A 13,345-nucleotide genomic window follows, 5' to 3' on the forward strand; every position below is an offset into this window, starting at 1 on the left:
ACGTCATCACCGCCCTCGCCGACGGCAGCTTGCACATCAGCCCCGTCATCACCCACGAATACCCCCTCAGCCAAGGCCTCGAGGCCTTCAAAACCGCCAAAAACTCCGCCGAATCAGGCAAAGTCCTACTCAACTTCCAACCCGAATAAACGGCGTTCGGCCCGCCGTCCCCGTCGGGCCGCCGGACCGGGAATGAAGTCAGGTCCGGCGGACCGGAATAAACACGCGGGGCTGGTCAGTCCAGGTTCCGGAAAGCCTGGACGTGGTGCGGCGCATGATCTGTTCGGAGGCACTGCGGGCCGCCGCAGCATCACCCGCTGCCACGGCCTCGGCCAGGTCAACATGCCACTGCAGCGCGCCCTCATGGGGGTGCTCCGGCATCAGGCCGTGGACCGTGCGGCCGGTGAGGGTCTCGGCCACCTGGCCCATCAGGTTGGCGAACATTTCGTTGCCCGAGCCGGAAAGCAGTACCGAATGAAAGGCGATGTCCAGCTCCAGGAACTTCTGCGCCTCCCCGTTGTGGCCGGCGTCGCGCATAGCGCGGGCAATGTCCACAAGTTCAGTCCGCAGCTCCGGCGGCGCGTTGTTCGCGGCAAGCTCTGCGGCTGCGGGCTCGACGGCGGACCGCAGCTCGATCAGTGACCGCAGCTGGGCACCCCGGCCCTCACTGGATAGCCGCCAACGGATCACCTGCGGATCAAAGGGATTCCAGCGGCTGGGCGGCAGGACGCGGATGCCCACGCGCTTGATGGTCTCCACGAGGCCCAGCGACTGAAGAACACGCACAGCTTCACGGACCACGGAACGGGAAACTTTCAGCTCTTCCTCCAACTGCTCGGCCAGCATAACGTGGCCAGTGGGGAGGTCTCCCGTGATGATGCGGGTGCCAACATTCTCAATGGCACGGTGGTGGAGGCTGGTCGACATGGTGTCAAGCCTAGACGCGGATTGCCCGGCCGGGTTCCACTAAGCGGTCGCCACTTCCCCTCAGCGCCTCGAATATATATGCTTTAATCGGATCCATCGGTTCGTGAGCGTGTGCTTCGCAGCTAACGCGGAGCCGTCTGCACGCCCCTTGCACACAATGAATTGGAGTTTTAGATGTCTGCACACATCGGTGTCACCGGCCTTGCCGTGATGGGAGCCAACCTGGCCCGCAACCTGGCCCGCAACGGTTTCACGGTTGCCCTGCACAACAGGTCCGTCGAAAAGACCGACGCACTGCTCGAAAAGCACGGCACGGAAGGCGACTTCATCCGTACCGAAACGCTGCAGGAGCTGGTCGACTCCCTGGAGAAGCCCCGCCGCGTCCTGATCATGGTCAAGGCCGGCAAGCCGGTGGACTCCGTCATCGAGCAGCTTGAACCGCTGCTGGAAGCCGGCGACATCATTATCGACGCCGGCAACTCGCACTTCGAGGACACCCGCCGCCGCGAAGCCGCACTGGCCAAAAAGGACCTCCACTTTGTGGGCGTCGGCGTTTCCGGTGGCGAAGAAGGCGCGCTGAACGGCCCTTCCATCATGCCCGGTGGTTCGAAGGAGTCCTACAAGGCCCTCGGCCCGCTGCTCGAGAAGATCTCCGCCAAGGTGGACGGCCAGCCCTGCTGCGCCTGGATTGGAACCGACGGCGCGGGCCACTTCGTGAAGATGGTCCACAACGGCATCGAATACGCCGACATGCAGGTCATCGGCGAGGCCTTCGATCTCCTCCGTTCCGGTGCCGGCATCGAGCCTGCCGAACAGGCCAAGATTTTCACCGAGTGGAACAAGGGCGATCTTTCCTCGTTCCTGATCGAAATCTCCGCCGAAGTCCTGGCTCATGTTGACGCCAAGACGGGCAAGCCGTTCGTTGACATYGTGGTTGACGCCGCAGGCCAGAAGGGSACSGGCCGCTGGACGGTCATCTCCGCCCTTGAACTCGGTTCCCCGGTCTCTGGCATCGCCGAGTCCGTYTTCGCCCGCGGGCTTTCTTCCCAGGCAGAGCAGCGCAAGCTCGGCCAGGAGCTGCTGGCCGGCGGGGAAGCCGCCGTGGAAATCCCGGAAACCTTCGTTGAGGACGTCCGCCAGGCGCTGTACGCCTCCAAGCTGGTTTCCTACGCGCAGGGCCTGGACATGCTGACGTCCTCCGCCAAGGAATACGGCTGGGACCTCAAGCTGGACGAGATCGCTTCCCTGTGGCGTGCAGGCTGCATCATCCGTGCCGAGCTGCTCAAGGACATCACCAAGGCCTACGCCGCGGAAGAGAAGCCCGCAAACCTGCTCTTCGCGCCGGCCTTCACCCAGGCCATTGCCGAGGCACTGCCGGCTTGGCGCCGCGTGGTTGCCACCGCCGTCCAGCTGGGCATCCCGGTACCGGTGTTCTCCTCCTCCCTCGCGTACTACGATGGCCTGCGCCGCAAGCGCGTGGCTGCCGCCCTGATCCAGGGCCAGCGCGACCTCTTCGGCGCCCACACCTACGGCCGCGTCGACTCAGAGGGCACGTTCCACACCCTCTGGGGCGAGGACAAGTCTGAAATCGAAGCAGTGGACACGCACTAACACTGCACTTGCTGCATCACCCTGCGGCCGGCACTTCCGGGGATACTCTGGGAGCTGCCGGCCGTTGGTGTTTCCGGCAAGCGCGGTGTCCGTCCAGTCAAGGAGTCCAAGGTGCCCAAGCCAGTCGCATTCATCACGGGAGCGTCCACCGGAATTGGGTTCGAGGCGGCCAAAGCACTCAGCGCGCACGGCTTCCTGGTGTATGCGGGAGCCCGCCGGGTGGACAGGATGGAGCCGCTGACGGCGCTCGGCGTCCAGGTCCTGGCACTGGACGTGACGGACGACGATTCGATGCGCGCCGCCGTCGGACGCGTCCTCGAGGAGCGCGGACGGATTGACGTGCTGGTCAATAACGCCGGCTATGGGTCGTTCGGGGCGCTGGAAGAGGTGGATTTGGCCGAAGGCCGGCGCCAGTTCGACGTCAATGTTTTCGGGCTGGCCAGGATGACGCAGCTGGTCCTGCCCGTCATGCGGCAGGCCGGCAGGGGGCGGATCATCAATATCTCATCCATCGGCGGAAAATTCTATGAGCCGCTTGGGGCCTGGTACCACGCCTCGAAGTTCGCCGTGGAGGGCCTCAGTGATTCATTGCGGCTCGAGCTGAAGCCGCACGGGATCAGTGTGTCGATCATCGAGCCCGCCGGCACCATCTCCGAATGGGGTCGTGTCGCCGCTCAGGGGCTGCGTGAAGCCAGCGGCACGGGACCGTACGCGTCCCAGGCGGAGCTAATGGCGGGCGCGCTGGGGTCTACGGACCGGGCCGAAACGTCGACGCAGCCCGGGGTTATCGCCGCTGCGGTGCTGCACGCGGCCTCCTCTGCACGGCCCCGGACCCGTTACCCTGTGGGCAACGGGGCGCGGGCCATACTGGCCCTGAGGCGGACACTTCCCGACCGGCTTTTCGACCCCCTGGTGATGCTGGTGCTCAAGCGGGTGGCCGGCAGGCAGGTGGCCGAAGGCCGGAAGTAAGCTTTAGATCCGGTATTCGATGTCGTACTCGGCGGGGTCCACCGCGGGTTTGGTTTCGCGCTGCGCGTCCCGGTGACGCCACTTGGCGGGCACCCCGGTGACGATCGATTCGGGCGGCGCGTCCTTGACCACCACGGCGTTGGCCCCCACGGCGCTGTCCCGGCCGATGGTGATGGGCCCCAGGATTTTGGCGCCGGCGCCGATGGTCACCCGATCTTCAATAGTGGGGTGACGCTTGACCTTGGCCAGTGACCTTCCACCGAGTGTCACACCGTGGTAGATCATGACGTCCTCGCCGATCTCGGCAGTCTCGCCGATGACCACGCCCATGCCGTGGTCGATGAAGAAACGGCGGCCGATTGTGGCGCCCGGGTGGATTTCGATGCCCGTCGCGAAACGTCCCAGCTGGGACAGCAGGCGTGCGGGAAAGCGCAGGGCAGGATTTTGCCACAGGCGGTGCGTCAGCCGGTGGATCCAGATGGCATGCAGCCCTGAATAAGCGAAAAAGTTCTCAAAAGAACCTCGAGCCGCCGGGTCGTGGGACCGGGCGGCGTCGAGGTCTTCCTTCAGTCTTGCGAAAAAGCCCACAAAGTTCTTTCTACAGGAAACGGGGCGACAATGGCTGGATCAGCCGCGGATGTCGTCATAGAGCACGGTGGAGATGTAACGCTCGCCGAAGTCGCACACAACAGCGACAATCAGCTTGCCGGCGTTCTCCGGGCGCTTGGCAAGTTCCAGTGCACCCCAGACGATGGCGCCCGAGGAGATGCCGCCGAGGATGCCCTCCTTGACGCCGAGCTCACGTGCCACCCGCACGGAATCCTCAAGGGTGGCGTCCAGGACCTCATCGTAGACGCTGGTGTCCAGCAGTTCCGGGATGAAGTTGGCGCCCAGGCCCTGGATTTTGTGCGGGCCCGGGGCGCCGCCGTTCAGGATGGCTGAATCCTTCGGTTCCACCGCCACGATCTGGACCCCGGGCTTGCGCTCCTTCAGGACCTGCCCGACGCCGGTGATGGTTCCGCCGGTGCCGATGCCAGAGACAAAGATGTCCACCTTGCCGTCGGTGTCGGACCAGATTTCCTCAGCCGTGGTTTCGCGGTGGATCTGGGGGTTTGCCTCATTGGCGAACTGCTGGGCCCAGATGGCGTTCTCGGTGTTGGCCACGATTTCCTGGGCCTTCTCCACGGCGCCGCGCATGCCCTCGGAACCGGGGGTCAGCACAATCTCSGCACCRAASGCRCGSAGCATCACGCGGCGCTCGGTGGACATGGTTTCGGGCATGGTCAGGATGACCTTGTAGCCGCGGGCTGCGCCCACCATGGCGAGGGCAATACCTGTGTTGCCTGACGTGCCTTCAACAATGGTGCCGCCGGGCTTGAGTGCGCCTGACTTCTCAGCGGCGTCCACGATAGCTACACCGATGCGGTCCTTGACGCTGTTGGCCGGGTTGTAGAACTCGAGCTTGACCGCCACAGTGGCGTCCAGTCCTTCGCTCAACCGGTTCAGTCGAACCAGCGGGGTGCCGCCGACCAGCTGCGTTACATCGTCATAGATCCGTGCCATGTACATACGCCTATCTCAAGATGGATGAATACTGAGGTCAGCCTAACGACGGCCTGCGGCCGCTGCTAAGCATTAAGCCATGCAGAGTAATATTTGCGGGCCTTCGCAAGCTTAGGGTTGATGATCACCTGGCAGTAGCCCTGCTCGGGGTACTTTGCGTAGTAATCCTGGTGGAAGTCCTCAGCCACATGGAACCGCGGGAGCCGGCTGACTTCGGTGACGATCTGGTGGGACCACAGCGCCTGGTTACGGTCAATGGCTTCCTCGAAGAGAATCTTTTCCTCGGTGGTTTCATAGAACATCGACGACCGGTATTGGGTACCTACGTCATAGCCCTGGCGGTTGAGCGTGGTGGGATCGTGCAGCGCGAAGAACATGTCCAGGATGATTTCCGCCGGAATGACGGCCTCGTCAAATGTCACTGCCACAACCTCGGCATGCCCTGTCGTTCCACTGCAGACCGAGTAGTAGTCAGGCTGCGGATCGTGGCCGCCCGTATAGCCGGAGATCACTGAAGTGACGCCCTTGGTTTTTTGGTAGACAGCGTCCAGGCACCAGAAGCAGCCTCCGCCGAGAACAAAAGTTTTCATGACCTCTTCAATGGTTGAGAGCCCCGGATGATTCCCTGACCACCCTACGAGACTGTGGCACGTGCAGGCCAAACGGCGTGATGGGGTAAAACTGAGTCTATGGAATCTGCAGACACTGGCGTTACAGATGCGGACACGGCCGGCACCGGCTCCGGGCCCGGCACGGAGGCGGAAGCCTCGGCTGCCCCCACCTTGGGGCAGGTCCTGCTCGCCGTTGAGGAGCTCTGGCCCGAGTCCCTGGCCGAAAACTGGGATGAAGTGGGTCTGGTGGCCGGCCACCCCTCCGCATCCGTAACCCGGGTGATGCTCGCGGTGGACCCCACACTGGCGGTAATAGACGAGGCCGTGGAATGGGGTGCAGAGCTGTTGATTACGCACCATCCCTTGCTGCTCAAGGGGGTCACGTCAGTGGCTGCCACCACTGCCAAGGGTCAGGCCATCCACCGGCTCATCGAGTCTGGTACTGCGTTACTGACTGTCCACACCAACGGCGATTCCGCCGTCGGTGGCGTTTCTGACGTCCTGGCGGATGCTCTGGGACTGGAGGACGTTGCGCCGCTGACCGTGGCGGCGAACGGGCTCCCTGAAGAGGGCATTGGCCGTGTGGGTGATCTCGCCGAGGTCATGAGCCTGGGCGATTTCGCCGCGCGCGTCTTCGGCATCCTGCCGTCCGTAGCCGGGGGAGTCCGCGTTGCCGGCGACAAGGACGGCCTGGTGCGGCGCATTGCGGTTTGCGGCGGCGCTGGGGACTCGCTGTTCGACGAGGTGCGGGCCAGCAATGCCGACGTTTACGTCACCGCAGACCTCCGGCACCATCCCGCGTCCGAAGCGCGGGAGTCCGCGGCAAACGGCAGGCCATACCTTATTGACGTGTCACACTTCGCCAGCGAATGGCTCTGGTTGCCGGCCGCCGCCTCGGCTCTGGGCAACGTGCTCGCTGACCAGGGCCACAACGTGGAGATCCGCGTCAGCAACACCAACAGCGACCCGTGGGACTTCATTCTGACTCCCGGCGGGGGCTAGAGTCTAGGGAGCGCCGATCGGGTGCCCGGTTCTTGCCGGCAGGAATTAAGCGGAGGTAGCAGTTGGCTAAGGCAGCACCGGCGGAACAGTTGAAGTTGCTCGAACTGCAGGGGCTGGACGCAAAGCTCAAGTCCCTGTCGAACCGCCGCCGCACCCTCAACGCAGATCCGCGCATCACCGATCTCCAGGCAGCACTCTCTGTCGCCAACGGTGAACTGGGCGGCGCCAAGGTGGCTGTCCATGACGCCGAGGCTGAGCTGAAGCGGGCGGAGGCCGACGTCGAGCAGGTCGCCAACCGGATAGAACGGGACGAGGCCCGGCTCAACAGCGGAACGGGACTGTCGAAGGACCTCGTGGCGCTGCAGAAGGACATCGCGTCGCTCAATAAGCGCCGCTCAGACCTTGAGGACGTGGAGCTCGAAGTGTTGGAACGCCTCGACTCCCTTCGGGCCCGGCAGGCCGCCCAGCAGCAGATTGTTGACGACATCCAGGGCTCTTTCAGCGGCATCCGCTCGGAACTCGATGCAGCCCTGGCTGAGGTGGACGCTGAAGAGAGAGTTGTTCGGGGCCAGCGGGACGAATTCGCTGCCGGCCTCGATGGCGGGATGCTGGCAGTTTATGAAAAGACCCTCGCAAAGCGCGGCGTGGGCGCAGCGCGGCTTTTCCATGGCACGTCCGAGGCGTCAGGGATGAAGCTGAGCCCAGGCGACCTCGCCGAGATCAAAGCCGCAGCCGAGGACGACATCGTGTTCTGCCCGGACTCCGGCGCCATTCTGGTGCGTTCTGCCGAGTGGAACACGGCCGCCCCGACTGCCTAGCAACCCAAGTAGGTCGCAGCACATGTCGGTATGGGCGCTTATTACGACATCTGCTGTTACTTAGTTGGGGAGGATGATGTTCAGGGCGTGTGGCTTCCGCTCTGAACCGTCCACCAGTTCCGCATCCCACTTTTCGCGCGTGGCTTTGAGTAACTGAGCCGGGGTCTGCGGCGCCTTGCCCCGGCGGGACAACAGGTGCCGGGCCAGTTCCCCGCGGGTGTGTTTCGCGAAGTGACTGACCACTTTGCGCACACCGTTCACCTCCGTGAAAACACTGACGGACACGGTTTGCGCCGGCGCGGGCGCCCACGCGGCGGCGTAGGTGCTGGAGCGGCAGTCCACCAGCAGGTGCCCGGCCGCCGCCTCAGCGAGGGCCTCCGAAAGCTGCGGCTTCCAGAAAGAGGCGAGGCGGCCGACGTCGGGCAGTGCAGTTCCCATCGACAGCCGGTACGCGGGCACCCGGTCGGCGAAGCGGATGGCGCCCCACAGCGCGGAAACCACCAGCACCGATTCATCCGCTTTGCGGCGCTGCGTCGACGTGAGCGTTTTGTAACCGAGGGCGTCGTATAGAACGCCGGAATATATCTGGTGGGCAGGCGCCGCCGGTTCCATGTGGAGCCGGGTGTTGCGTTCGACGTCGTCCTTGAGTGAGGCGCCGACGCCCAGGAGGGCGAGGGCGTCCTCGTGCGCGCTGACCGTTCCCAGGGCGTCGAGGACTTTCGCCCGGTACGTGTTGAGTGCCGGAAAGCTCAGGGCGGGCCAGTCCACGGCGGATCCGCGCACTGCGGGGGTCTTGCCTTCGGAGGGGGGAAGCAGAATCAGCACCGTACGATCCTACCGGCGACGGCGACGGCGACGGCGACTGCGATACGGCCGCCTGCCTGGTCGCGCCGGTCTCGAAGGGTCCGGTCCCTACGCGGCCTTGATGGAGGTGGCGGACGCTGGCCCGGCATTGTGGGCCTGGGCCGCCTGGTTCTCGCGTGCAAGGAATGCCGAAAGCTCTCCGATGGTGCTCATTAAGGGGGCGGGGAACACCACCGTGGTGTTTTTGTCCACGCCGATCTCCACGAGCGACTGCAGGTTCCGCAGCTGTAGGGCCAACGGGTGGGCCATCATGGTGTCCGAGGCGTCCCCTAGCGCGGTGGCAGCGATGGACTCGCCTTCAGCGGCGATGATCTTGGCCCGCTTCTCACGCTCGGCCTCGGCCTGGCGCGCCATCGCCCGTTTCATCCCTTCGGGGAGCTGGATATCCTTCAGTTCGACGAGGGTCACCTCCACACCCCAGGCGAGCGTGAGCGCATCCAGGATCTCCCGGATGTCGCTGTTGATGCGCTCGGTTTCGGACAGCGTCTGGTCCAGGCTGTGCCTGCCCACCACCTTCCGGAGCGTGGTCTGGGCGATTTGGTTGATCGCCGCCGCGACGTTTTCGATGGCGATTACTGACTTCACGGCGTCCACAACGCGGTAGTAGGCCACCGCAGAGATGTCCACGCTGACGTTGTCCTGGGTGATGATTCCCTGTGACTGGATCGGCATGGTCACGATCCGCAGGCTGACCAGCGGAAGCCTGTCAACCACAGGAATGATGAAGCGCAGGCCCGGCATCCGGACCCCGGCCACCCGGCCCAGCCGGAACAGGACACCCTGCTCGTACTGGCGCACAATCCTGACGGACATCCTGGCGAGGATGACCAGCACTAGGAGGACGAGGAGGAGTACAACAGCTGCGGTGACGTCCATAGGATCACTTCCCGGTCTCGACGGTTCCCGGCCGTCACCAGCGGCCGGTTCCTACGTCTATTGTCCCATCCAGGCCCCCGAAAGGATCCGGCGACGGCGGCGCCTACTTCCCCGGTAGACTGGGTTCCGGATGGGTTGACCAGGCGGCCGCGCGTCACGCAAGTGGCTCGAGGAACGTCCGGGCTCCGCAGGGCAGGGTGGTGGGTAACGCCCACTCGGGGTAACCCGCAGGCCAGTGCCACAGAGAACAGACCGCCTGCGTTTTTCCGTTTTCGGAAAGGCTGCAGGTAAGGGTGAAACGGTGGTGTAAGAGACCACCAGCTTCCCGGGTGACCGGGAAGGCTAGGTAAACCCCACCCGGAGCAAGGCCAGACAGGGCACGTTTGAGGGCAGCCCGCCCGAGTGTCCGGGTAGGCCGCTGGAGGGCGTCGGCAACGGCGTTCGTAGATGGATGGCCGCTACTCCCGCGCTGGTAACGGCACGGGAGCACAGAACCCGGCGTATCGGTCAACCCATCCCACTGCATCTGCAAAGCGTCGCATGTGAGTGACTTCACGTCACGCGCGGCTGCCGGGGCCGCGCCCCCAGCCTAGAATAGAGAGCGAACGTAGAAGTTCTGCCACCGGGTCTGCGTTCGCAGCCGGTGGTTTTTCTTTGCGCTTCTCCACGGCACCCGGGGTGTACAGAATCCCGCCGGTGCCAGAGCCCCTGGACAACGTCAGGTGGCCGACAACCGTATACGAGGACGTATGCGGCTGAACCGAGGAAGGTAGTTCTGTGAGCCAGACGTCAGATTCTTGTCTTGATACGTGGATGGGCCGGGAGGCTCTCGCTGAGGCCATGATTCCGGTGATTGGCCGGCTGTACCGCGAAAACAACGTGGTGACCAGCATCCACGGCCGCAGCCTGATCAACAAGTCCACCATGAACATCCTCAAGGCGCACCGGTTTGCCCGCCGCATGAGTAACACCGAGCTCCTGCTCGAAGAGACCGCTCCTCTCCTGAACGCACTTTCGCAGCTGGAGCTCGGCGCAGCAGCCATCGACGTGGCCCGCCTGACCGAGAAGTTCAAGCTTGAAGGCAACGGCGCGACGCTCGAAGAGTTCCTCCGCGCCGAGCTCGCCGAGGTGGTGGGCAAGCGCGGTGCGGATGACCGCACCAGCACCGACGTCGTGCTCTACGGCTTTGGCCGGATTGGCCGCCTGCTGGCGCGCCTGCTCATCGAAAAGGCCGGTGGCGGCCACGGCCTGCGCCTCCGCGCCATCGTGGTTCGCCGCGGCTCGGACAAGGACCTCACCAAGCGTGCCAGCCTGTTGCGCCGCGACTCGGTCCATGGCTCGTTCGAGGGCACCATCCGCGTTGACGAGGACGCCAACACCATCACCGCCAACGGCGTGCAGGTCCAGGTCATCTACTCGGACAACCCCGCCACCATCGACTACACCGCCTACGGCATCAACAACGCCCTCGTGGTGGACAACACCGGGCGCTGGCGTGACGCCGAGGGCCTGTCCCAGCACCTGCAGAGCAAGGGCGTGGCCCGCGTGCTCCTGACCGCCCCGGGCAAGGGCGCGCTGAAGAACATCGTGCACGGCATTAATCACGGCAGCATCGAGGATACTGACCGGATCGTCTCGGCGGCCTCCTGCACCACCAACGCCATCACCCCGGTCCTGAAGGCCATCAACGACAAGTTCGGTGTGATCCACGGCCACGTGGAAACCGTCCACTCTTTCACTAACGACCAAAACCTGATCGACAACTTCCACAAGGGTGACCGGCGCGGCCGTTCCGCCGCGCTGAACATGGTCATCACCGAAACCGGTGCCGCCACCGCCGTCGCGAAGGCGTTGCCCGAACTTGAGGGCAAGCTCTCGGGCAGCTCCATCCGGGTCCCCACGCCGGACGTTTCCCTGGCCATCCTGAACCTGAGCCTGGAAAACGGCACCACCAAGGATGAGGTGAACGACTACCTGCGCCAGATGTCGCTGCATTCGGATCTGCGCAAGCAAATCGACTACATCGATTCGCCCGAGGTTGTCTCCACCGACTTCGTTGGTTCCCGCCGTGCGGGCATCGTGGATGGCCTCGCCACCATCTCCAATGACAAGAACGTCATCCTCTACGTCTGGTACGACAACGAGTTCGGCTACAGCTGCCAGGTAGTCCGCGTCATGGAAGAGATGGCCGGAGTCAACCCGCCGTCCTTCCCGGCGAAGGAACCTGCCGCTGCGTTGGCCGCAATCGCTGTCTAACTGAGGGCCGCAGAAGGGCAACATTCCGACTTCCCGGCTGATTCGCTGGAATCAGCCGGGAATCGGTACCACACTGGTGCCATGGATAACGAGACTTTCCACGAGACCACCCTTGAACACGCCCTTGACGTCGCCAAAGCCAACCACAAAGAGGCCGTTAGGCTTTTTGAACAGGCCCGTGCTGCCCACACTACGGGCGACGTCGGAGAAGACCGCGTTCGACAGTTGCAAAGCCTCCTCCACTTGGCCGACGAAGATCTTCGGCGTGTAGCCCGGGAGCAGTAGCTCCGGCCACTCTTCCTCCCCGCTGTGGATAACCGTCCACGTGTCAGTGGGGTGGCCTAGGCTCTTCTGGTGCATGACATTTGCGGAAGAGTTCCTTGCCCATGACGGTCAGTTGGGGTGCCTACCGCCGTGCCCGGCGGCGCTCGAAGCAGGCCTGGGCCTTGCTGACAGCGCTAGCGTTCTCTGTGCTGGCTTCCGTGGTGTGGTTTTTCACGGCTGGCCAGTTCGTAGCCGCAGAACCCGCTGTTGTGGGACCAAGCCAGGCGCCCGTGTTCGACGGGACCTGGATGAAGCCGGTTGTACCCGTTTATCCGGTACCGCAGGGAAGTGCCCGCGCTGCCTTGGAGGGGCTGGCAGTCAAGGGGCGTGCGCCGAAGGACACGTACCAGCGCGAGGCGTTCGGCCAGGCGTGGCAGGACGTTGACCGGAACGGCTGCGACACCCGCAACGACATCCTCCGCCGGGACCTCACGGCTGTGGACTTTACAGAGGGGTCCAAGTGCACTGTGGCTTCGGGTGGCATCGTGGAGCCGTACACAGGGAAAGCCGTGGAATTCCGGCGCGGACCGGAGAGCAGCAAGGAAATCCAGATTGACCATGTTGTGGCGCTCGGTGACGCGTGGCAGAAAGGCGCCCAGGTGCTCACTCCGCAGCAGCGTCAAAGCCTTGCCAACGATCCGCTGAACCTGATCGCCGCGGACGGCCCCGCCAATCAGCAAAAGAGCGCCGGCGACGCCGCTACCTGGCTGCCAAAGAATAAGAACATCCGCTGCCACTACGTGGCCCGCCAGATTTCAGTCAAGGCCTCCTACGGTCTGTGGGTCACCCAGCCGGAAAAGGATGCGATGAAGCGTGTCCTGGACTCCTGCCCGGACCAGTCCACCATTGCCGCGAAATGACACGGCCCCGGCGGGTGCCTTAGTGGCCGAAGGGGTCCGGGTCCACGCCCGGCATCCAGGTCAGCCCGGGAACTCCCCACCCGCTCTTTTTGGCCAGCTTCATGGCCTTCCGTGAATAACGGTCCAGCAGCCGGTTGACATACAACTTGCCGTCAAGGTGGTCATATTCGTGCTGGATCACGCGGGCAAACCAGCCAGTCGCTTCGAAATCGACCGGCCGTCCGTGGCCGTCGAAGCCCTGGACCCGGGCCCACTCCGCACGCTTGAGCGGGAACTGGCCCCCTGGGAACGAGAGGCAGCCTTCTTCCTCTTCATCGGGGTCGGGCAGTGCGCCGGAAATCTTGGACAGCGTCAGCACTGGGTTCACCACAACGCCGACGGGGGGAGCGTCGTCGTCGTTGTCGAACTTATAGATGAAGATCCTTTTGCCCACACCAACCTGAGGGGCTGCCAGGCCCACGCCGTTGGCCGCATCATTGGTTTCGAACATGTCGGCAATCAGCGTGCGCAGTTCGTCGTCGAACACGTCCACCTCGGCGGCGCGGCGGTGGAGCACCGGTTCTCCCCAGATCGTGATCGGCAGAACTGTCATGGCAGGTGACCCTTCGTGCGTGCGGCGTGGCGCCGGCATTTGTGCAAAAAAGAAGGCCGTACCGGATATCCG

General features: G+C 64.0%; 14 protein-coding genes, 1 other RNA gene and 1 pseudogene. 9 read left to right on the plus strand and 7 right to left on the minus strand.

All coding sequences use genetic code 11. The features are described from left to right. Positions 1-149 (plus strand): annotated as a pseudogene (locus AC1DIM_RS01600) (L-idonate 5-dehydrogenase); the annotation flags it as partial. A gap of 49 nt (positions 150-198) precedes the next feature. Here the strand turns inward: AC1DIM_RS01600 and AC1DIM_RS01605 are convergent. Then, entirely contained in the window at positions 199-927 is a 729-nt protein-coding gene (locus tag AC1DIM_RS01605; protein ID WP_477708752.1) for a FadR/GntR family transcriptional regulator, read from the minus strand. Positions 928-1,101: 174 nt separating this feature from the next. Between AC1DIM_RS01605 and gndA the strand changes: the two genes are divergently transcribed. Next, positions 1,102-2,538, plus strand: coding sequence for an NADP-dependent phosphogluconate dehydrogenase (gene gndA, locus AC1DIM_RS01610; protein ID WP_477708753.1), 1,437 nt, complete (start codon positions 1,102-1,104; stop codon positions 2,536-2,538). 111 nt (positions 2,539-2,649) lie between these two features. Then, a complete protein-coding gene (locus AC1DIM_RS01615) occupies positions 2,650-3,507 on the plus strand; it encodes an oxidoreductase (RefSeq protein ID WP_477708754.1) in 858 nt (285 codons plus the stop codon). A 3-nt stretch (positions 3,508-3,510) separates the two neighbouring features. Here the strand turns inward: AC1DIM_RS01615 and epsC are convergent, their stop codons facing one another. The 3 genes from epsC to msrA form a co-directional block, all read right to left on the minus strand. Beyond that, the gene (gene epsC, locus AC1DIM_RS01620) at positions 3,511-4,095 is read right to left on the minus strand and encodes a serine O-acetyltransferase EpsC (RefSeq protein ID WP_477708755.1); all 585 of its coding nucleotides are present in this window, start codon (positions 4,093-4,095) and stop codon (positions 3,511-3,513) included. Positions 4,096-4,134: 39 nt separating this feature from the next. After that, positions 4,135-5,070 (minus strand): cysteine synthase A, encoded by a 936-nt coding sequence (cysK, locus tag AC1DIM_RS01625; RefSeq protein WP_477708756.1) that lies wholly within the window; start codon positions 5,068-5,070, stop codon positions 4,135-4,137. Between the two features lie 65 nt (positions 5,071-5,135). Continuing rightward, on the minus strand, positions 5,136-5,660 hold the full coding sequence (gene msrA / locus AC1DIM_RS01630; protein ID WP_477708757.1) for a peptide-methionine (S)-S-oxide reductase MsrA: 525 nt from the start codon (positions 5,658-5,660) through the stop codon (positions 5,136-5,138). Between the two features lie 99 nt (positions 5,661-5,759). Between msrA and AC1DIM_RS01635 the strand changes: the two genes are divergently transcribed. Both AC1DIM_RS01635 and AC1DIM_RS01640 read left to right on the plus strand, forming a co-directional pair. Next, positions 5,760-6,683 (plus strand): Nif3-like dinuclear metal center hexameric protein, encoded by a 924-nt coding sequence (locus AC1DIM_RS01635; protein ID WP_477708758.1) that lies wholly within the window; start codon positions 5,760-5,762, stop codon positions 6,681-6,683. A 62-nt stretch (positions 6,684-6,745) separates the two neighbouring features. After that, a complete protein-coding gene (locus AC1DIM_RS01640) occupies positions 6,746-7,501 on the plus strand; it encodes a zinc ribbon domain-containing protein (protein ID WP_477708759.1) in 756 nt (251 codons plus the stop codon). Between the two features lie 60 nt (positions 7,502-7,561). Here the strand turns inward: AC1DIM_RS01640 and AC1DIM_RS01645 are convergent, their stop codons facing one another. Together AC1DIM_RS01645 and AC1DIM_RS01650 are read right to left on the minus strand one after the other, a co-directional pair. Continuing rightward, entirely contained in the window at positions 7,562-8,326 is a 765-nt protein-coding gene (locus AC1DIM_RS01645) for a YaaA family protein (RefSeq protein WP_477708760.1), read from the minus strand. 87 nt (positions 8,327-8,413) lie between these two features. After that, positions 8,414-9,241 carry a slipin family protein gene (locus AC1DIM_RS01650; protein ID WP_477708761.1) on the minus strand — a complete coding sequence of 276 codons (828 nt, stop codon included), beginning with the start codon at positions 9,239-9,241 and terminating at the stop codon, positions 8,414-8,416. Positions 9,242-9,372: 131 nt separating this feature from the next. On the opposite strand from AC1DIM_RS01650, the gene rnpB reads away from it, so the two are divergent. The 4 genes from rnpB to AC1DIM_RS01670 all read left to right on the plus strand — a co-directional run bounded on the left by rnpB (position 9,373) and on the right by AC1DIM_RS01670 (position 12,681). Beyond that, positions 9,373-9,760, plus strand: an RNA gene (rnpB, locus tag AC1DIM_RS01655) — RNase P RNA component class A. A gap of 258 nt (positions 9,761-10,018) precedes the next feature. After that, on the plus strand, positions 10,019-11,497 hold the full coding sequence (locus AC1DIM_RS01660) for a glyceraldehyde-3-phosphate dehydrogenase (protein WP_477708762.1): 1,479 nt from the start codon (positions 10,019-10,021) through the stop codon (positions 11,495-11,497). Between the two features lie 81 nt (positions 11,498-11,578). Continuing rightward, a complete protein-coding gene (locus AC1DIM_RS01665; protein WP_477708763.1) occupies positions 11,579-11,782 on the plus strand; it encodes a hypothetical protein in 204 nt (67 codons plus the stop codon). A 101-nt stretch (positions 11,783-11,883) separates the two neighbouring features. Further along, complete coding sequence (locus AC1DIM_RS01670; protein ID WP_477708764.1) at positions 11,884-12,681, plus strand: HNH endonuclease family protein; 798 nt, start codon at positions 11,884-11,886, stop codon at positions 12,679-12,681. A 19-nt stretch (positions 12,682-12,700) separates the two neighbouring features. Here the strand turns inward: AC1DIM_RS01670 and def are convergent, their stop codons facing one another. After that, positions 12,701-13,273, minus strand: a complete 573-nt coding sequence (def, locus tag AC1DIM_RS01675; protein ID WP_477708765.1) for a peptide deformylase — start codon at positions 13,271-13,273, stop codon at positions 12,701-12,703. Positions 13,274-13,345 lie beyond the last annotated feature (72 nt).

The organism is Pseudarthrobacter sp. 01T43, assembly GCF_056398665.1.

What these genes read in the sequence shown, in the direction of transcription:
- AC1DIM_RS01665 (WP_477708763.1), top strand. Translation starts at nt 11,579, where the DNA reads ATGGATAACGAGACTTTCCACGAGACCACCCTTGAACACGCCCTTGAC.
- msrA (WP_477708757.1), bottom strand. Translation starts at nt 5,660, where the DNA reads ATGAAAACTTTTGTTCTCGGCGGAGGCTGCTTCTGGTGCCTGGACGCT.
- AC1DIM_RS01635 (WP_477708758.1), top strand. Translation starts at nt 5,760, where the DNA reads ATGGAATCTGCAGACACTGGCGTTACAGATGCGGACACGGCCGGCACC.
- def (WP_477708765.1), bottom strand. Translation starts at nt 13,273, where the DNA reads ATGACAGTTCTGCCGATCACGATCTGGGGAGAACCGGTGCTCCACCGC.
- AC1DIM_RS01670 (WP_477708764.1), top strand. Translation starts at nt 11,884, where the DNA reads ATGACGGTCAGTTGGGGTGCCTACCGCCGTGCCCGGCGGCGCTCGAAG.
- AC1DIM_RS01605 (WP_477708752.1), bottom strand. Translation starts at nt 927, where the DNA reads ATGTCGACCAGCCTCCACCACCGTGCCATTGAGAATGTTGGCACCCGC.
- AC1DIM_RS01650 (WP_477708761.1), bottom strand. Translation starts at nt 9,241, where the DNA reads ATGGACGTCACCGCAGCTGTTGTACTCCTCCTCGTCCTCCTAGTGCTG.